Source organism: Streptomyces sp. NBC_01384, from assembly GCF_045040035.1.
Classification (GTDB): Bacteria; Actinomycetota; Actinomycetes; order Streptomycetales; family Streptomycetaceae; genus Streptomyces.
Window position 1 is genome coordinate 3355994 of record NZ_CP109559.1, and the last position, 18581, is coordinate 3374574.

Sequence of the window (18581 nt, forward strand, 5' to 3'; positions counted from 1 at the left end):
GACCATTGGGCCTATTGGCGGCACTCAGTGCCGCCAACCTGCTCATCCTGCCCCCTTCGCCCTGGTTCTGGAAGTGCCGTGTGACCTTTGCGACTCGTTTGATCGATCATTTTTTGCGATGCCTGCGGCCGGGGGTGCGGGGCTGTGACATGTGCGGCTCCGCCGCGTGGGCGCGGAGGACGTCGGTCAGCGTGCGGTGAGACGGAAGGCCAGGGCCGTACAGCGGCGGCCTGCCGACATCGTGCGGACCGCCTGACCGATCGCCTTGCGGGAGCCGACGAGGACGACCAGCTTCTTGGCCCGGGTGACCGCCGTGTAGAGGAGATTGCGCTGAAGCATCATCCAGGCACTGGTGGTGACCGGGATCACCACCGCGGGATACTCGCTGCCCTGGGAACGGTGGATCGTCACCGCGTACGCGTGGGCCAGCTCGTCGAGTTCGTCGAAGTCGTACGGAACCTCCTCGTCCTCGTCCGTCAGTACCGTCAGGCGCTGCTCGTCGGCGTCGAGCGCGGTGACCACACCCACCGTGCCGTTGAAGACGCCGTTCTTGCCCTTCTCGTAGTTGTTGCGGATCTGGGTGACTTTGTCGCCCACGCGGAAGACACGGCCGCCGAAGCGTTTTTCGGGGAGGTCGGGGCGGCCGGGCGTGATGGTCTGCTGCAGCAGACCGTTGAGCGCGCCCGCGCCCGCCGGGCCCCGGTGCATCGGCGCCAGAACCTGGACGTCCCGGCGCGGGTCCAGTCCGAACTTGGCCGGAATCCGCCGTGCCGCCACATCCACCGTGAGCCGTCCGACCTCCTCCGTGTCGTCCTCGACGAAGAGGAAGAAGTCCTTCATGCCGTCGGTGACCGGATGCTGCCCGGAGTTGATCCGGTGCGCGTTCGTCACCACTCCGGACTGCTGGGCCTGGCGGAAGATCTGGGTCAGACGGACGGACGGGACGGGGCTGTTGTCGGCCAGCAGGTCGCGCAGGACCTCGCCGGCGCCGACGCTGGGGAGCTGGTCGACGTCCCCGACGAACAGCAGGTGCGCGCCCGGCGGCACCGCCTTGACCAGCTTGTTGGCGAGGAGCAGGTCGAGCATGGACGCCTCGTCCACGACCACCAGGTCGGCGTCCAGCGGCCGGTCCTTGTCGTAGGCCGCGTCCCCGCCGGGCTTGAGCTCCAGGAGCCGGTGCACGGTGGAGGCGTCCGCCCCGGTCAGCTCGGCAAGTCTCTTGGCCGCACGCCCTGTTGGCGCCGCCAGCACGACCTTCGCCCGCTTCGCGCGCGCCAGCTCCACGATCGAGCGAACCGTGAACGACTTGCCGCAGCCGGGGCCTCCCGTGAGCACCGCGACCTTCTTCGTCAGCGCCAGCCGGACGGCCTCCTCCTGCTCGGGCGCCAACTCCGCGCCCGTACGCCCCTTCAGCCAGCTCAGCGCCTTGTCCCAGACCACGTCACGGAAGCCCGGCATCCGGTCCTCACCCGTGCGCAGGAGGCGCAGCAGCTGGGCGGAGAGGGAGAGTTCGGCTCGATGGAAGGGGACCAGGTAGATGGCCGTCACGGTTTCCGGTCCGCCGTCGGGGCCGGGGACCCTTTCGCGTACGACACCCGGCTCCGGTACGACACCTGACTCGCCGTCCGCCTCGGTCGGCTCCGCCAGTTCGGCCAGGCACTCGATGACCAGGCCCGTGTCCACCTGGAGCAACTTCACCGCGTCCGCGATCAGCTGCTCCTCGGGGAGGAAGCAGTGCCCCTGGTCGGTGGACTGCGAAAGGGCGTACTGGAGGCCCGCCTTGACGCGCTCGGGGCTGTCGTGCGGGATGCCGACGGACTGGGCGATCTTGTCGGCGGTGAGGAAGCCGATGCCCCAGACGTCGGCGGCCAGGCGGTACGGCTGGTTCTTGACCACCGAGATCGAGGCGTCGCCGTACTTCTTGTAGATGCGGACCGCGATCGACGTCGACACCTCGACGGTCTGGAGGAAGAGCATGACCTCCTTGATCGCCTTCTGCTCCTCCCAGGCTTCGGCGATCTTCTTGGTGCGCTTGGGTCCGAGGCCGGGGACCTCGATGAGCCGCTTCGGCTCCTCCTCGATGATCTGGAGCGTGTCCAGCCCGAAGTGCTGGGTGATGCGGTCGGCGAAGATCGGGCCGATGCCCTTGACCAGGCCGGATCCGAGGTAGCGGCGGATGCCCTGGACGGTGGCCGGCAGGAGGGTCGTGTAGTTCTCCACCGTGAACTGCTTGCCGTACTGCGGGTGGGAGCCCCAGCGGCCCTCCATCCGGAGCGACTCGCCGACCTGGGCGCCGAGCAGCGCACCGACGACGGTGAGCAGGTCGCCGGCGCCTCGGCCGGTGTCGACCCGGGCGACCGTGTACCCGTTCTCCTCGTTGGCGTACGTGATCCGCTCCAGTACGCCTTCCACCACCGCCAGGTGCACCTGCCGGGTCCCCGCCTGATTGGACATGATCCGACGCTACCGCCCGCCTCCGACAACGCGCGGACCCTGTGGACAACTTCCCCGGCACCATCCCGTCAGCACCCCGACAGCGCGCGAATCTGTGGACAGCTTCATCACGATCCGGTCTCGGGGTCTTGTTAACGGCCATGTAATCGATTCCAATCCTCCGTGTAATCGATTCCACGAGGAGGTGGAGCGGCGATGGCGAGCATCAAGGACGTTGCCGCCGAGGCAGGCGTATCCGTCGCCACTGTCTCGCGCGTCCTGAACGACCATCCGTCGGTCAGCCCGGACGCACGCACCCGCGTGCTGGCCGCCGTACAGACCCTGGGCTACCGCCCGAACGCCGTCGCCCGCTCCCTGCGCACCGACCAGACCCGCACCCTCGGCCTGGTCATCAGCGACGTACTCAACCCGTACTTCACCTTGCTGGCCCGCTCCGTCGAGGAGGAGGCCCGCGCCCTCGGGTACAGCGTGATCATCGGAAACGCCGACGAGCGGCCGGATCTGCAGGACCACCACGTACGGACCCTGCGGGACCGGCGGATCGACGGGCTGCTCGTCTCCCCCGCCGACGGCGGCTCCCCCGGGATGCTGGACGCCGCGCGTGCGGGGACGCCGATGGTCTTCGTGGACCGCTGGATCCCGGGCGTCGAGGTGCCCGTCGTACGGGCGGACGGGCGCACGGCCATCCGCGATCTCGTCGCCCATCTGCACGGCCTCGGCCACCGTAGGCTCGCCATCATCGCGGGCCCGGCGGCGACCACGACCGGCAGTGAGCGTGTGGAGGCGTTCCGGGAGGCGCTGGGCGAGTACGGCCTCGCGCTGCCCGACGCCTACATAGGGCAGGGCGACTTCCAGGCCGAGAGCGGGCGCCGCGCCACCGAGCGGTTCCTCGACCTGGCCGAGCCGCCCGAGGTCGTCTTCGCCACCGACAACCTGATGGCGCTCGGCGCGCTGGACGCGATCCGCGCGCGCGGGATGCGGGTTCCCCAGGACATCGCGCTCGCCGCGTTCGACGACATCCCGTGGTTCGTGCACACCGATCCGCCGATCACCGCGATCGCCCAGCCGACCGGTGAACTGGGCCGGGCCGCCGTACGCGCGCTCGTCGACCGGATCGAGGGGCGACCCCCGCAGTCCGTCACCCTTCCCGCCCGTCTCGTCGTACGCCGCTCGTGCGGCGAGGCCGCTTCTTCCCTGAAGGACCCGAGGAGCACCACGTGAGCCATCCAGACGAGTTGCTGCGTATCGAGGGGATACGCAAGACCTTCCCCGGCGTCGTCGCGCTCGACAGCGTGGACTTCGATCTGCGCCGCGGCGAGGTGCATGTGCTGCTCGGCGAGAACGGAGCGGGCAAGAGCACCCTCATCAAGATGCTCTCCGGCGCCTACCGCCCCGACAGCGGCCGCATTCTGGTCGACGGCACCGAGACCCGCATCCACGGCGCGCAGGACGCCGAACGGCTCGGCATCGCCACCATCTACCAGGAGTTCAACCTCGTCCCCGACCTCAGCGTCGCCGAGAACATCTTCCTGGGCCGCCAGCCGCGCCGCTTCGGCCTCCTCGACCGCAAGCGGATGAACGCCGACGCGGCCCAACTCCTCGCCCGCGTCGGTGTCGACGTCGACCCGCGCACCCAGGTGCGCGAACTGGGCATCGCCCGGCTCCAGATGGTCGAGATCGCCAAGGCGCTGAGTCTCGACGCGCGCGTCCTGATCATGGACGAGCCCACCGCCGTCCTGACCACCGAAGAGGTCGACAAGCTGTTCGGGATCGTACGGAAGCTGCGTGACGACGGCGTCGGCATCGTCTTCATCACCCACCACCTGGAGGAGATCGCCGCCCTCGGCGACCGCGTCACCGTCCTGCGCGACGGCCGCAGCATCGACCAGGTCCCGGCGAGTACCCCCGAGGACGAGCTCGTGCGGCTCATGGTCGGCCGGAGCATCGAGCAGCAGTACCCGCGCGAACGCGGGGACGCCGGGGCGCCACTGCTCAAGGTTCACGGACTCACCCGGGCCGGCACCTTCTATGACATCGACTTCGAGGTCAGGGCCGGCGAGGTCGTCGGCCTGGCGGGCCTGGTCGGCGCCGGCCGTACCGAGGTCGTACGCGCGCTCTTCGGCGCCGATCCGTACGACTCCGGCACCGTCGAAGTGCAGGGCCGCCCGCTCCGTCGGCATGACGTCAACGCCGCCATGGACGCCGGGATCGGCCTGGTCCCCGAGGACCGCAAGGGTCAGGGCCTGGTGCTGGACGCCACCGTGCAGGAGAACCTCGGCCTGGTCACGCTGGGCCGCTCCACCCGCGCGGGTTTCGTCGACCGGGCCGGGCAGCGGCGGGCCGCCGACCGGATCTCCGGGCAGCTCAAGGTCCGCATGGCCGGACTGCACCAGCACGTACGGACCCTGTCCGGCGGCAACCAGCAGAAGGTCGTCATCGGCAAATGGCTGCTGGCCGACACCAAGGTGCTGATCCTCGACGAGCCGACCCGCGGCATCGATGTGGGCGCCAAGGTCGAGATCTACCAGTTGATCAACGAACTGACCGCCTCCGGGCACGCGGTTCTGATGATCTCCAGCGACCTCCCCGAGGTGCTGGGCATGAGCGACCGCGTCCTGGTCATGTCCCAGGGCCGGATCGCGGGCGAACTCCCCGCGCAGGAAGCAACACAAGACGCCGTCATGGCACTGGCCGTCAGTGCAACCGCGACAACGAACACAGCAGCAAAGGATGTGGAGGTCTCCCGTGGCCACTGACACGCTCAAGAGCAGTACGGGCACGGGCAGTGTCCCCGCGCTGCGCCGCATGCTCCTCAACAACGGTGCCCTCAGCGCCCTGGTGGTCCTGGCCGTGGCGATGTCGTTGCTGTCCGGCGACTTCCTGACCACCCAGAACCTCCTCAACGTCGGCGTCCAGGCAGCCGTCACCGCGATCCTGGCCTTCGGCTCCACCTTCGTGATCGTCTCGGCCGGCATCGACCTGTCGGTCGGCTCGGTCGCCGCGCTCTCCGCCACCGTCCTGGCCTGGACCGCCACCAACCAGGGCTTCCCGGTCTGGCTCGCGGTCCTGCTCTCCCTCGGCACCGGCATCGGCTGCGGCCTGGTCAGCGGCGCGCTCGTCGCCTTCGGCAGGCTGCCGTCCTTCATCGCGACCCTCGCCATGCTGTCGGTCGGCCGCGGCCTCGCCCTGGTCATCTCGCAGGGCAGCCCGATCGCCTTCCCCGACTCGGTCTCCAACCTGGGCACCACCATCGGCGGCTGGCTGCCGGTGCCGGTCCTGGTGATGATCGTGATGGGCCTGATCACCGCCGTGATCCTGAACCGTACGTACATAGGCCGCACCATGTACGCGATCGGCGGCAACGAAGAGGCCGCCCGGCTCTCCGGCATCCGCGTCAAGCGCCAGAAGCTGGTCATCTACGCCCTGGCCGGCTGCTTCGCCGCCGTGGCCGGAATCGTCCTCGCCTCCCGGCTGTCCTCGGCGCAGCCGCAGGCGGCGTACGGATACGAACTCGACGCCATCGCCGCGGTGGTGATCGGCGGCGCCAGCCTCTCCGGTGGCGTCGGCAAGGCATCAGGCACTCTCATCGGTGCACTGATCCTCGCGGTGCTCCGCAACGGCCTCAACCTGCTGTCGGTCTCCGCTTTCTGGCAGCAGGTGGTCATCGGCGTCGTCATCGCGCTCGCCGTCCTCCTGGACACGCTTCGCCGGCGCGCATAGCCGACTTCGTGTCTCCGCTCTCCCGTCCCCCCGGTCTCCACCCGCACCCGCACCCGCACCCGCAAGGAACAGCCATGCGTACCAAGCAGATCTCGATCACCGCGGCCGCCGTCGCCGCCCTCGCCCTCTCCGCCACCGCCTGCAACTCCGGGTCGTCCAGCTCCTCCGACCTGAAGGTGGGCCTGTCGGTCTCCACCCTCAACAACCCCTTCTTCGTCCAGCTGAAGGCGGGTGCCCAGGCCGAGGCGAAGAAGGAGGGTGTCTCCCTCACCGTCACCGACGCCCAGAACGACGCCTCTCAGCAGGCCAACCAGATCGACAACTTCACCAGCCAGAACGTGAAGTCGATCATCATCAACCCGGTGGACTCCGACGCCGCCGGCCCGTCCGTCAAGGCCGCCAACAACGCGAAGATCCCGGTCATCGCCGCCGACCGCACCGTCAACAAGGCCACGGTCGCCACCACCGTCGCCTCGGACAACATCGTGGGCGGCAAGCTCGCCGCCAAGACGATCGCCGAACAGCTCGGTGGCAAGGGCACCATCCTGGTCCTGCAGGGCACCTCCGGCACCTCGGCCGCCAACGAGCGCGGCGAGGGCTTCGCCGAGGGCCTGAAGGCCTACCCGGGCATCAAGATCGTCGCCTCGCAGCCGGCCGACTTCGACCGCACCAAGGGCCTGGACGTCACCACCAACCTGCTGCAGGCCCACCCGGACGTGAACGGCATCTTCGCGCAGAACGACGAGATGGCGCTCGGTGCGATCAAGGCCCTGGGCAGCAAGGCCGGCAAGTCGGTCAAGGTCGTCGGCTTCGACGGCACGCCGGACGGCCTGACTGCGGTCAAGGCGGGCACACTGTTCGCCTCGGTGGCGCAGCAGCCGAAGCTGCTGGGCGAGCTGGCCGTGCAGAACGCCGTCAAGGCCGCCAAGGGCACGAAGGTCGAGACCACGGTCAAGGTCCCGGTCAAGGTCGTCACCGAGGCGAACGTCGCCGAATTCTCCTCCTGACATCCTCCCCGATCAGGACGACGAATCGACGTAAGGAGACACAACGATGCACGGCTACGACCTGCTGGTCGTAGGGTCGGCCAACGCCGACCTGGTGATCGGCGTCGACCGCCGCCCGGCGGCCGGCGAGACGGTCCTCGGCTCCGACCTGGTCACCCATCCGGGTGGCAAGGGCGCCAACCAGGCCGTCGCCGCCGCCCGCCTGGGAGCCCGGACCGCGCTGCTGGCCCGGGTCGGCGACGACCCGCACGGCCGGCTGCTCGGCGACTCCCTGCAGGCGGCCGGCGTCGACACCGCCGGCATCCTCACCGGCGGGGCTCCCACCGGGGTCGCGCTGATCACGGTGGACCCGTCCGGGGACAACAGCATCGTGGTCTCGCCCGGCGCCAACGGCCGACTGACGCCCGCGGACGTCCGTGCGGCCGGGAGCCTCGTCCAGTCCTCCCGGGTGGTCTCGGCCCAGCTGGAGATCCCCCTGGAGACGGTCGTGGAAGTCGTACGGAATCTGGCTCCCGGCAGCCGCTTCGTACTGAACCCGTCGCCGCCCCTGCCGCTGCCCGCCGAAGTGCTGGCCGCCTGCGACCCGCTGATCGTCAACGAGCACGAGGCGCGGGTGGTGCTGGGCTCAGGTGCGGGCCCGGAGCCCGAGGACTGGGCGACGGCGCTGCTCGCGCTCGGCCCGCGCTCGGTGGTCATCACGCTGGGCTCGGAGGGCGCGCTGGTGGCGGATTCCCAAGGAGTTGTGCGAGTGCCGTCCGTGAAGGTCGAGGCCGTGGACACGACGGGCGCGGGCGACGCGTTCACCGCGGCGCTGGCCTGGCGGCTGGGGCTCGATGAGCCGTTGCCCGTCGCCGCCGCGTACGCGGCCCGGGTCGGGGCCGCCGCCGTCACGCGGCCCGGCGCCCAGGAGTCCTTCCCCACCGCCGAGGAGGTCGAGGCCCTGTGAAGAAGGCCGGAATTCTGAACCGCCATCTCGCGGGCGCGGTCGCCGAGCTGGGTCATGGGCACGGGGTCCTGGTGTGCGACGCGGGGATGCCGATACCGGCGGGCCCGCGCGTCGTGGACCTGGCGTTCCGGGCCGGGGTGCCGTCCTTCGCGGAGGTGCTCGACGGGCTGCTGGAGGAACTCGTGGTCGAAGGGGCCACGGCCGCCCGCGAGGTCCGCGAGGCGAACCCGGAGGCGACGGCGCTGTTGGAGGCGCACTTTCCCGCACTGGAGCTGGTTCCGCACGAGGAGCTGAAGTCCCTGTCGGCGGGCGCGCGACTGATCGTCCGCACGGGAGAGGCACGGCCGTACGCGAATGTGCTGCTGCGGTGCGGGGTGTTCTTCTAGGTGCTCCGACCGCGAAGGTTCGCCGGGTTGAGGGGTCCACCCCGTGAGCGAGGCGGGCGGCGGTGAAATTCATGGGTGCTTCGATCACTCGCCGCCTAGGGTCTGCCGCATGACTCTCGCTTACGATGCAACCGGAGACGGTCCCGCGCTGGTACTACTGCACTCCGCGGTGTGCGACCGAAGGATGTGGGATCCGCAGTGGCCGGCCCTGGTCGACGCCGGATATCGGGTGGTGCGTTGCGACTTCCGGGGCTTCGGCCGGACTCCCTTGCCGGACCGGCGCCACAACGATGCAGAGGATGTACTGGACCTGCTGGACGCCCTCGGCATCGAGCAAGCGGCGCTGATCGCCTCCTCGTACGGCGGACGTGTTGCCGTGGAGATCGCCGCACGCCGTCCGGACCGGGTATCCGCCATGGCGCTGTTGTGCGCCGGGCTGCCGGGGCATGAACCCACCGATGAGCTGCGCGCGTTCGGTGAGCGGGAGGACGCGCTGCTCGAGACGGGCGATATCGCGGGGGCCGTGGAACTGAACGTGGACACCTGGCTGGGGCCGGACGCCGAGGAGGCGGTCCGGGAGAAGGTGCGCGGGATGCAGCGGAATGCCTTCGAGGTGCAACTGGCCGCCCCCGAGGGGGCCGGGCGGATCGAGGTGGAGATCGATCTGTCAGCGATCAAGGCACCCTGTCTCGCTCTTTCGGGCGGCCGCGACCTGGCGGATTTTCGGCAGATCGCGGCCCAACTCCCGGGTCTGCTCGCCGACACCCGGCACCTCGAACTGCCCTGGGCCGGCCATCTCCCCAGTCTGGAGCGGCCTGCCGCTGTGACGGACCTGCTGACCGGCTTCCTGCGCGAGACGGTCCCCGCCGGCTGAGCGTGATGGCCGGGTGTCCCGGCCCCGCGCCCACCAACGCGAACCACGACCCGGTGAACCATCCCGGTCAGAGCGCTGGCCCGACATGTTTCGAGGGGCCCGGTCCGTCGACCGGGCCCCTCGGGTTCCCCTCCAACATCAGAACCCCCGCGATCCCCCCGGATCCCCCTCCAGAAGTCCTGATGCCAAGTACGACCCACGGGGTGCGGAAAGGGTTGCACGGGGTTTTGAAGATTTTTTCGGCTGCTGGAACGGGGTGGCCGTCAGCCCAGGTCCAAGGGCTCAGAAGCCGGGACGAGCCGAGCGCCCCTGCTCTCCGCGACCCGTTTGACATCTGTCAGGGACTCGGTGAGCCGACTCGCGAGGTAGCGCAGCTCTCCGGCGGTCGCGCCGTGTTCCGCGAGGAGTTCGGCGGCATGACCGAGCAGGTCACCGGCCATCCCCAGCTGGATGCTCTCGATGTCGTCGGCGAGCCGCGAAACGTAGCCCGTGCCGTCTCCCACGACGTAGCAGGGCTTGCCCTCATGGCCTGCCCAAGGCAGCAGACGTCCGGCGGGCCGCTCGTATCCCGCGCCGCTCACGTGACCGCCCCCGCGCGGTGGGCCCGCTCGTGTGCCAGCAGATAGGGGCGTACCAGTGGGCTGTCCTCACCGCGCAACGGGCGCTCTCCCGTGCGGTAGGCGGTCGGGCCGCAAACGTACTGGCACGAGTACGGATACGTGCGCGAAGCCGATGTACGGCGCCGCCGCTTGCCGGTCGGGAAGAGGAATCGCAGCAACGGTTCAAAGAGCCGGGCGACAAAGTCGGGCACGCCAGCCTGCTTTCGTCTTGGTCGGGTTGGCCACGCCCCCGGGCCGACCGCATCGGCCGCGGGGGTCCGCTGTCACCTGCGATGACTGCGTTCTGTGGTGAATACATCACAGAGTGGCGTCGACTATGGCTACGCTTCCAGTACCAAGGGGTTGACAACGCGCACGTCAAGTTGGGAGTTGGCAGCATGGCGAAGCCTCGTACGCCGCGGACGCAGCGAGAGAAGTACGGAGAGGAACTGAGGCTGCGGCGGACAGCTGCCGAACTCACCCAGGAGGACCTGGGCAACCAGGTCGTGTGCTCGCCCACGCTGATCAGCCACTTCGAGGCGGGCAGGCGGCTTCCGAAGTCCGATGACGCACAGCGGATCGACCGGGCGCTGGGTACCGACGGGTTCTTCGCGCGCTGGCTGGAGGACCTGGACTCGAAGTACAACGACCACTTCGCGGCCGTGGCCGAGCTGGAGCAACAGGCCACGCTGATCCAGCAGTTCGCTCTCTCGCTGGTTCCCGGCGTGCTCCAGACCGACGGCTACGCGCGTGCCCTGTTCCGCGCGTACCGGCCGAACCACACGGCGGAGGAACTTGACGAAGCCGTTGTCATTCGAACAAGGCGTTCCCGGATTCTCGACGGGCTGTTGAAGCCGGTCGTCTGGACACTGCTCGACGAGTCCGTACTGCGACGCCGTGTCGGCGGCCCGCAGGTCATGGCCGAACAGCTGCACAAGATCGCGGACATGGCCGAGGCGGGACGGCTGCGGCTGCACGTCCTGCCGTACGGCGTCGGGGCTCACCCGCTCCAGCAGAGCCTGCTCACGCTCATGGGCTTCGAGGACTCTGCCCCGGTGGCCTACGTCGAGGGCTTTCTCACCGGCAACTTGATGGATGATCCAGCGCTGGTGGCCGCCAGCCAGACGGCCTACGCTCTAGCGCTGAGCGACGCATTGTCGCAGCAGGAGTCACTGGCCCTCGTCAGGGCGGCAGCAGAGGAACACGCACATGGTCAGCAGTGAGCACACCGTCTCCGACTCGACCAGCCTGTCCGGGTGGTACAAGTCCAGCTACAGCGGCGGCGATCAAGGCGAATGCCTTGAGGTCGCGCGCGGCTACGCCAATGTGCCCGTCCGCGACAGCAAGGCCGTCACTGGTCCGGCGGTGGTCTTCTCGGCCGGCGGCTGGTCGGCATTCGTGAATGCCGTCAAGGAGGGCCGCATCGACGGCTGAGGCGCCGGAGCCGTGATCCGGTGCCAAGGTCAGTGGCCGCCAGTACGGTGGGGCACAAGGAGCAGACGACAAAGGAGCCTCGCGTGACCACGCAGGCCGACCACGAGCGTGAGCTGATCCCGCGCCCCGAACGAACCCCCGAAGCGGTCCGCGTCGCGCTGGCCCGTATCGCCCCCCACCGGCTCGGGGAAATGGAGCAGCACAAGGAACAGGCGCTGGCCGCAGCCATCCAGGACAGCAAGATCGGCCACCTCCAGCATTGGCTCACCCACTGGCAGGTGCAGGTCGAGATCGAGCGGCGGTCCGATCTGCACGCCCGCCATCAGACCGCCCTCGCGGCAGTGAACAACACCAGCAGCAAGGACGACCCCGCGTTCCGCACGGCCGTGGACGAACTCCGCGCCGTTGAGACCGAGGCCCGCCAGGCGGTGTCCGGATGACCTGGAGGTGGGAGTACGACCCGGACGAGGAACACGTCATCGGCTGAACTCCGCCGGCGTTCGTCGCGGAGGTTGAGAAGAAAGCCGACGAGCTCGTCCGCGCCGCCGCGGCGTTCTACCTCGACGGTGCCTCGTATCAGGAGGCAGGCCCGAAGGGAAACATCGCGCACGTTCCCGGCGGGTTCTTTCTCTACCTGATCGTCCCCCGCCACGAGTGCCTCTACGTCCACCAGGTGACCTACCTATGATCAGTGGCCGGCCGTCATGACAGACCCCGAATCACCGCAGCACGTGCTCCACGAACCGCCCCACCGTCTCCGCCAGCACCTCCCGCCCGTCCCGCGCCCACAGCGCGTCGTTGAACAGCTCGACCTCGATGAGGCCGGAGTAGCCCGCCGCCTCGACGTAGTCGCGCCACTCCCGCATGTCGATCGATCCGTCGCCGATCTGGCCGCGGCCGTTGAGGACGCCCTCGGGCAGCGGGGTGGTCCAGTCGGCGAGTTGGAAGGTGTGGATGCGGCCGGTGGCGCCCGCGCGGGCGATCTGGGCGGGAGCCGTGTCGTCCCACCAGATGTGGTACGTGTCGACGGTGACGCCCACCTGGTCCGCGGGGAAGCGTTCCGCGAGGTCCAGGGCCTGGGCGAGGGTGGAGACGACACAGCGGTCGGCGGCGTACATGGGGTGGAGTGACTCGATGGCCAGGCGGACACCGCGGGCGGCGGCGTAGGGGCCCAGCTCCCCCAGGGCGTCGGCGATCCGCTCCCGCGCGCCATGCAGGTCCTTCGAGCCGGACGGCAGACCGCCGGAGACCAGGACCAGGGTGTCGGTGCCGAGGGTCGCGGCCTCGTCGATGGCCGCGCGGTTGTCGTCCAGGGCGCGGGCCCGTTCCCGCGGGTCGATCGCCGTGAAGAAGCCGCCGCGGCAGAGGGTGGTGACGGCCAGGCCCGCGTCGCGGACGAGTTTGGCGGTGGCGTCGAGTCCGTACGACTGGACGGGTTCGCGCCAGAGGCCGACGCCCGGAACTCCCAGGGCCAGGCAGGACTCGACCAGTTCGGGCATCGACAGTTGCCTGACCGTCATCTGGTTGATGCTGAAGCGCTCGAGGGGATTGCTCATGAGGCCACTCCGTACAGGGACAGCAGGTTCTTCATGCGTGTCTCGACGAGCTCCGGGTTCGGGAACAGGCCCAGGGTGTCGGCGAGCTCGTAGGCGCGCGCGAAGTGCGGGAGCGAGCGGGCCGACTGGAGGCCGCCGACCATCGTGAAGTGGGACTGGTGGCCGGCCAGCCAGGCCAGGAAGACGACACCCGTCTTGTAGAAGCGGGTCGGGGTCTGGAAGAGGTGGCGGGAGAGTTCGACGGTGGGGTCGAGGAGCTCGCGGAAGCCCTTCACATCGCCCGTGTCGAGGACCCGTACCGCCTCCGCCGCAAGCGGGCCCAGCGGGTCGAAGATGCCCAGCAGGGCGTGGCTGAAGCCCTGGTCGTCGCCCGCGATGAGCTCGGGGTAGTTGAAGTCGTCGCCCGTGTAGCAGCGGACGCCGTGCGGGAGGCGGCGGCGCAGGTCGATCTCCCGTTGGGCGTCCAGGAGGGAGACCTTGATGCCGTCCACCTTGTCGGGGTGGGCCGCGATCACCTCCAGGAACACGTCCGTGGCCGCGTCCAGGTCGCTCGACCCCCAGTAGCCCTCAAGGGCCGGGTCGAACATGGGGCCCAACCAGTGCAGGATCACGGGTTCGGCCGCCTGGCGGAGCAGGTGTCCGTAGACCTCCAAGTAGTCCTCGGGGGCCTTCGCCATCGCCGTCAGGGCCCGGGAGGCCATGAGGATGGCTTGGGCTCCCGATTCCTCCACGAGGGCCAGCTGCTCCTCGTATGCCGCCCGGACCTCCTCCAGCGAGGCCGGGCCGGTGAGCTGGTCCGTGCCGACGCCGCACGCGATCCGGCCGCCGACCGCCTTCGCCTCCGCCGCCGACCGGCGGATGAGTTCGGCCGCGCCCGCCCAGTCCAGGCCCATCCCGCGCTGGGCGGTGTCCATCGCCTCGGCGACCCCGAGCCCGTGGGACCACAGGTGGCGGCGGAAGGCGAGGGTGGCGTCCCAGTCAACGGCGGCGGGCGAGTCGGGGGACACGTCGGCGTACGGGTCGGCGACGACGTGCGCGGCCGAGAAGACCGTACGGGAGGCGAAGGGGGTGCCGGGGGTGAGGGCGAGCGGCTCGGTGCGCGGCTCGTACGTCCTCAGTCCTCCCTTGCCGTCCGGCAGCTGGATGGTCACAGCGCGATCTCCGGTACGTCGAGGCGGCGGCCCTCGGCCGAGGACTTCAGGCCCAGTTCGGCGAGCTGGACGCCGCGGGCGCCGGCGAGGAGGTCCCAGTGGTAGGGGGCGTCGGCGTAGACGTGGCGCAGGAACAGCTCCCACTGGGCCTTGAAGCCGTTGTCGAACTCGGCGTTGTCGGGGATCTCCTGCCACTGGTCTCGGAAGGAGTACGTGGCCGGGATGTCGGGGTTCCAGACCGGCTTGGGCGTCGCGGAGCGGTGCTGGACGCGGCAGTTGCGCAGGCCTGCCACCGCCGAGCCCTCCGTGCCGTCCACCTGGAACTCGACGAGTTCGTCGCGGTTGACGCGGACGGCCCAGGAGGAGTTGATCTGGGCGATCGCGCCGCCTTCGAGTTCGAAGATGCCGTACGCCGCGTCGTCGGCCGTGGCGTCGTACGGCTTGTCCTGCTCGTCCCAGCGCTGCGGGATGTGGGTGGCGGTGAGCGCCTGGACGGAGGTGACCCGGCCGAACAGCTCGTGGAGCACGTACTCCCAGTGCGGGAACATGTCGACGACGATGCCGCCGCCGTCCTCGGCGCGGTAGTTCCAGGAGGGGCGCTGGGCCTGCTGCCAGTCGCCCTCGAAGACCCAGTAGCCGAACTCCCCGCGGATGGACAGGATTCGGCCGAAGAAGCCGCCATCGATCAGGCGCTTGAGCTTCAGCAGGCCCGGGAGGAACAGCTTGTCCTGGACGACGCCGTGCTTGATGCCCTTCTCGTGGGCGAGGCGGGCCAGTTCCAGGGCGCCGTCGAGGCCGGTGGCCGTGGGCTTCTCGGTGTAGATGTGCTTGCCCGCCGCGATGGCCTTCTTGATGGCCTCCTCGCGGGCGGAGGTGACCTGCGCGTCGAAGTAGAGGTCGACGGTCGGGTCGGCGAGGACCGCGTCCACGTCCGTCGACCAGTGCTGGAGGCCGTGCCGCTCGGCGAGCGCCGTCAGGGCGTGCTCGCGGCGGCCGACGAGGATCGGCTCGGGCCACAGCACCGTGCCGTCGCCGAGGTCGAGGCCGCCCTGGTCGCGCAGGGCGAGAATCGAGCGGACGAGGTGCTGGCGGTAGCCCATGCGCCCCGTCACGCCGTTCATGGCGATTCGCACCGTCTTGCGTGTCACGTGATTCCCTTCGTACGCGGGTTCCGCGCCGCATACGTCCCACTGGCGAGCGTGACAGCAAGCGCTTTCTACCTAGGGAGAAGCTAGCCTCTGTCCAGCCGATTGGACAAGACCATGCGGGCGACGAGATGTTCGATCGTCCGGACGGCTGGACGTGGGGGGTGCGAGCACGGTCGGATGTGACCAGCATGCGGACGGATCAGCCCCTGGCGACCGTACGTGGCTGTCAGCGGCGGTGTGCGGGTGCGAGGGCGCGTGATGCGCGGCCCGCGTGCCCGAGGACGCCGAGGACGACGACAATCGAGATGCGTTTACCGGAGGACGACGAGATGACCGTGACCCTGGCGGACGTGGCGGCGCGTGCGCAGGTCTCGCCCGCGACCGTGTCCCGGGTGCTGAACGGGAACTATCCCGTCGCGGCGTCCACGCGCGAACGGGTGCTGCGCGCGGTGGACGACCTGGACTACGTGCTGAACGGCCCCGCGAGTTCACTGGCCGCCGCCACCTCCGACCTGGTCGGCATCCTGGTGAACGACATCGCCGACCCCTTCTTCGGGATCATGGCGGCCGCGATCCAGTCGGAGATCGGCGGCCCCGGTGGACGGGCGGGCGGCGAACGGCTCGGGGTCGTGTGCAACACCGGCGGCTCCCCGGAGCGTGAGCTGACCTACCTCACGCTCCTTCAGCGCCAGCGCGCCGCCGCGGTCGTCCTGACGGGCGGCGCCGTCGAGGACGCGCTGCACGCGGCGGCGGTCGCGGCGAAGCTGCGCAAGCTCGGGGACGCCGGGACCCAGGTGGTCCTGTGCGGACGCCCGCCCGCGCCCGACGCCCCCGAGGCGATCGCGCTCACCTTCGACAACCGGGGCGGCGGTCAGCAGCTCACCGAGCACCTGATCGGGCTCGGCCACCGCCGGCTCGGCTACATCGCGGGCCCGGAGGAGCGGACGACGACCCGCCACCGCCTCGAGGGACACCGCGCCGCCCTTGCCGCGCACGGCATCGAGGACGATCCGCGCCGCACGGTGCATGGACGCTACGACCGTCGCGCCGGCTACGAGGCGACCCTCGAACTCCTGCGCCGCGACCCGTCGTTGACGGCTGTCGTCGCCGCCAACGACACCGTGGCGCTCGGCGCGTGCGCCGCGCTGCGCGACGCGGGGCTGCGCATCCCGGACGACGTGTCCGTGGCCGGGTTCGACGATCTGCCGTTCAGCATCGACGCGGTACCGGCGCTGACGACGGTGCGGTTGCCGTTGTCGGAGGCGGGGGCACGGGCCGGACGCATCGCCATGGGCCGCGAGGAACCACCGCCGGGCGGGATCGCCACGGTGCAGGGAGAGCTGATGGTACGAGGGTCCACGGGCGCGCCGCGGGCGTGACGGCCCGGCCCCCTGGGCCCCCAGGGACCCAGGGACCCAGGGGCCCAGGGAGTGGGCCGGCGGGGCCGGAACATCACCTTGCCGGGCTCGTCAGCGCGTGTGTGCCTGGAGGCCGCTCCCACCCGCAGCCGCCGGACCGCGCAAGGGGCCGTGCCGGTACGTCGCAAGCCCGTCGCTTACGTTCGGATCGAGCAGCGGCTCCCTTGCCCGGCCCACGTCTGATCCGGCGGCGACGGGCTCGACGTACCGGCACGGCCCCGCCCCACGCACCCACCCCGCGGTCACACGTGCGGGCGATGGCCCTCCTCCTGCCGAGGGAAGCACTGGTCGGCACCCGGAAGCGTCGGCTTCGGGAGGGTCGCCACCTCCTCCTTCGCCTTCTCCAGCTGTTCCGCCGTGTCGTCCGGCAGCCACGGCCGGCGCGCACGGGCGTGCCAGAAGCGGAACGCGGAGGTGAGGTCGCCGAACGTCGACCGGCGCCAGTCGCTGACGTTGGGCTCCTCGACGCCGGTGAAGCGTTCCAGGAACTGCAGTACCGAGGTGTGGTCGAAGGGCTCCGAGGCCACCCAGCCGCCCACCGTCCAGGGGGAGACGATGATCGCGGGGACTCGGAAGCCGCCGCCGATCGGCAGGCCCTGGACGAATTCGTCGGCCGTCCCCGCCGGCGGCGTCGGCGGGGGCACGTGGTCGAACAGGCCGTCGTTCTCGTCGTAGTTCAGGATGAACGCGGTCTTGCGCCACACCTTCGGGTTCGACGCGATGGCCTCGATCTTCGAGGCCACGAAGTCGGCGCCGGCCGCGGGCAGGTAGTCCGGGTGCTCGGACTGGAAACTCGTCGGCATGATCCACGAGACGGCCGGCAGGCGATCGGCCCGGGCGTCGTCCTCGAACGTGCCCTCCGGCTGCGGGCGCACGCCCCGCTCGTACAGGTCGGACCCCGGCACCGCGGCGCGGAAACTCTCGAACTGCTCCAGCATGTTGCAGCCGTAGTCGTCGTCCTGCCGGTACACCTTCCAGCTGATCCCGGCCTCCTGGAGCCGCTCCGCGTACGTCGTCCAGCGGTACGGCGTCGGCACCTTGTTGGCCAGCACCGGTCCGCCCTCGGTGCCGCCCGGGTCGATCGTGCCCGTCATCCAGTACAGGCGGTTCGGCCAGGTCGGGCCCAACACCGAGCAGAAGTAGTGGTCGCAGATGGTGAAGGTCTCCGCCAAAGCGAACTGGAACGGGATGTCCTCGCGCGTGTAGTAGCCCATCACGTACGGGCCGTTCACCCCGTCCGCCTTGCGGTGCGCCGGCAGCCACCGGTCCATCCGGCCGCCGTTCCACGCCTCGTGCTGCACCGCCCACGCATGGCTCGTGGACGGTATGGCCTGCGCGCTGGACGTGTGGGTGTCGAGGCGGAAGGGGAGCAGATACCCCTTCGGGTTCACGGCGTCGGGCTGGTAGAAGACCGACCGGCCGCCCGCGAGCTTCAGCGCGTGCGGGTCGGCGAAGCCGCGGACACCCGACAGCGTGCCGAAGTAATGGTCGAATGACCGGTTCTCCTGCATCAGCATGACGACGTGTTCGATGTCGCGGAGCGAACCGCGCTCGGCCGGCCCGGCCGCGACGGCCTTCTGGACGCTCGGTGGGAGGAGGGAGAGCGCCGCGGCGCCGCCCAGGGCGCCCGCGGCCGATCCCAGAAGTCTACGACGTGTCAACCCTGCCATTCACTATCCCTTCTCGAGACTTCGTCAGCTCTCCGGAGTCGCACTGCGGCCCGCGCGGGGGCGGGCCCGTCGCTTCACTCTCTTAGGGGTGAACGAGGGATGGCGGAGGCGCGCGGTGAACATGTGGACAAGGTGCGGAATGGGGTTGGCCAAGCCATGACCGTGGATGCCGGTGCGTTGCGCGGCCGTTGCCCGCGCTTGGTCGACGTCGTACGCTC

At 69.9% G+C, this 18581-nt stretch carries 16 protein-coding genes and 2 pseudogenes; 11 read left to right on the forward strand and 7 right to left on the reverse strand.

The window, feature by feature from the left end:
- Nucleotides 1-186: 186 nt before the first annotated feature.
- Nucleotides 187-2454 (reverse strand): ATP-dependent RecD-like DNA helicase, encoded by a 2268-nt coding sequence (locus OG747_RS15245; protein WP_405879869.1) that lies wholly within the window; start codon nucleotides 2452-2454, stop codon nucleotides 187-189.
- Nucleotides 2455-2649: 195 nt separating this feature from the next.
- Here OG747_RS15245 and OG747_RS15250 point away from each other — a divergent pair, with 195 nt between their 5' ends.
- The 7 genes and pseudogenes from OG747_RS15250 to OG747_RS15280 all read left to right on the forward strand — a co-directional run bounded on the left by OG747_RS15250 (nucleotide 2650) and on the right by OG747_RS15280 (nucleotide 9387).
- Nucleotides 2650-3675 carry a LacI family DNA-binding transcriptional regulator gene (locus tag OG747_RS15250; protein WP_405879870.1) on the forward strand — a complete coding sequence of 342 codons (1026 nt, stop codon included), beginning with the start codon at nucleotides 2650-2652 and terminating at the stop codon, nucleotides 3673-3675.
- Nucleotides 3672-5210: a sugar ABC transporter ATP-binding protein gene (locus OG747_RS15255; protein WP_405879871.1), complete on the forward strand. Its 1539-nt coding sequence runs from the start codon at nucleotides 3672-3674 to the stop codon at nucleotides 5208-5210. The genes OG747_RS15250 and OG747_RS15255 overlap by 4 nt, the downstream gene beginning before the upstream one ends.
- Nucleotides 5200-6171, forward strand: a pseudogene (locus OG747_RS15260) (ABC transporter permease); the annotation flags it as partial. The gene OG747_RS15255 and the pseudogene OG747_RS15260, both read left to right, overlap by 11 nt.
- A gap of 143 nt (nucleotides 6172-6314) precedes the next feature.
- Nucleotides 6315-7181, forward strand: a pseudogene (locus tag OG747_RS15265) (substrate-binding domain-containing protein); the annotation flags it as partial.
- A gap of 46 nt (nucleotides 7182-7227) precedes the next feature.
- The gene (locus OG747_RS15270; RefSeq protein ID WP_405879872.1) at nucleotides 7228-8127 is read left to right on the forward strand and encodes a ribokinase; all 900 of its coding nucleotides are present in this window, start codon (nucleotides 7228-7230) and stop codon (nucleotides 8125-8127) included.
- The gene (gene rbsD, locus OG747_RS15275) at nucleotides 8124-8513 is read left to right on the forward strand and encodes a D-ribose pyranase (RefSeq protein WP_405879873.1); all 390 of its coding nucleotides are present in this window, start codon (nucleotides 8124-8126) and stop codon (nucleotides 8511-8513) included. The genes OG747_RS15270 and rbsD overlap by 4 nt, the downstream gene beginning before the upstream one ends.
- A 109-nt stretch (nucleotides 8514-8622) precedes the next feature.
- The gene (locus OG747_RS15280; protein ID WP_405879874.1) at nucleotides 8623-9387 is read left to right on the forward strand and encodes an alpha/beta fold hydrolase; all 765 of its coding nucleotides are present in this window, start codon (nucleotides 8623-8625) and stop codon (nucleotides 9385-9387) included.
- A 263-nt stretch (nucleotides 9388-9650) separates the two neighbouring features.
- On the opposite strand, the gene OG747_RS15285 is transcribed toward OG747_RS15280, so the two are convergent.
- Nucleotides 9651-9968: a hypothetical protein gene (locus OG747_RS15285; RefSeq protein WP_405879875.1), complete on the reverse strand. Its 318-nt coding sequence runs from the start codon at nucleotides 9966-9968 to the stop codon at nucleotides 9651-9653.
- Nucleotides 9965-10198, reverse strand: a complete 234-nt coding sequence (locus tag OG747_RS15290) for a hypothetical protein (protein WP_405879876.1) — start codon at nucleotides 10196-10198, stop codon at nucleotides 9965-9967. Before OG747_RS15290 ends, OG747_RS15285 begins: the two co-directional genes overlap by 4 nt.
- Before the next feature lie 186 nt (nucleotides 10199-10384).
- Here OG747_RS15290 and OG747_RS15295 point away from each other — a divergent pair, with 186 nt between their 5' ends.
- The 3 genes from OG747_RS15295 to OG747_RS15305 all read left to right on the forward strand — a co-directional run bounded on the left by OG747_RS15295 (nucleotide 10385) and on the right by OG747_RS15305 (nucleotide 11860).
- Nucleotides 10385-11209, forward strand: coding sequence for a Scr1 family TA system antitoxin-like transcriptional regulator (locus tag OG747_RS15295; protein ID WP_405879877.1), 825 nt, complete (start codon nucleotides 10385-10387; stop codon nucleotides 11207-11209).
- Nucleotides 11196-11420, forward strand: coding sequence for a DUF397 domain-containing protein (locus tag OG747_RS15300; protein WP_405879878.1), 225 nt, complete (start codon nucleotides 11196-11198; stop codon nucleotides 11418-11420). The genes OG747_RS15295 and OG747_RS15300 overlap by 14 nt, the downstream gene beginning before the upstream one ends.
- An 83-nt stretch (nucleotides 11421-11503) precedes the next feature.
- A complete protein-coding gene (locus tag OG747_RS15305; RefSeq protein ID WP_405879879.1) occupies nucleotides 11504-11860 on the forward strand; it encodes a hypothetical protein in 357 nt (118 codons plus the stop codon).
- A gap of 279 nt (nucleotides 11861-12139) precedes the next feature.
- Here the strand turns inward: OG747_RS15305 and OG747_RS15310 are convergent, their stop codons facing one another.
- The 3 genes from OG747_RS15310 to OG747_RS15320 are packed head-to-tail and all read right to left on the reverse strand — an operon-like array spanning nucleotide 12140 to nucleotide 15275.
- The gene (locus tag OG747_RS15310; protein ID WP_405879881.1) at nucleotides 12140-12976 is read right to left on the reverse strand and encodes a sugar phosphate isomerase/epimerase family protein; all 837 of its coding nucleotides are present in this window, start codon (nucleotides 12974-12976) and stop codon (nucleotides 12140-12142) included.
- The gene (locus tag OG747_RS15315; RefSeq protein ID WP_405879882.1) at nucleotides 12973-14127 is read right to left on the reverse strand and encodes a dihydrodipicolinate synthase family protein; all 1155 of its coding nucleotides are present in this window, start codon (nucleotides 14125-14127) and stop codon (nucleotides 12973-12975) included. Before OG747_RS15315 ends, OG747_RS15310 begins: the two co-directional genes overlap by 4 nt.
- Complete coding sequence (locus OG747_RS15320; RefSeq protein ID WP_405879883.1) at nucleotides 14124-15275, reverse strand: Gfo/Idh/MocA family protein; 1152 nt, start codon at nucleotides 15273-15275, stop codon at nucleotides 14124-14126. The genes OG747_RS15315 and OG747_RS15320 overlap by 4 nt, the downstream gene beginning before the upstream one ends.
- 329 nt (nucleotides 15276-15604) lie before the next feature.
- On the opposite strand from OG747_RS15320, the gene OG747_RS15325 reads away from it, so the two are divergent.
- Nucleotides 15605-16654 carry a LacI family DNA-binding transcriptional regulator gene (locus OG747_RS15325; RefSeq protein ID WP_405879884.1) on the forward strand — a complete coding sequence of 350 codons (1050 nt, stop codon included), beginning with the start codon at nucleotides 15605-15607 and terminating at the stop codon, nucleotides 16652-16654.
- Between the two features lie 281 nt (nucleotides 16655-16935).
- On the opposite strand, the gene OG747_RS15330 is transcribed toward OG747_RS15325, so the two are convergent.
- Entirely contained in the window at nucleotides 16936-18363 is a 1428-nt protein-coding gene (locus tag OG747_RS15330; protein ID WP_405879885.1) for an alkaline phosphatase family protein, read from the reverse strand.
- Nucleotides 18364-18581: the final 218 nt, after the last annotated feature.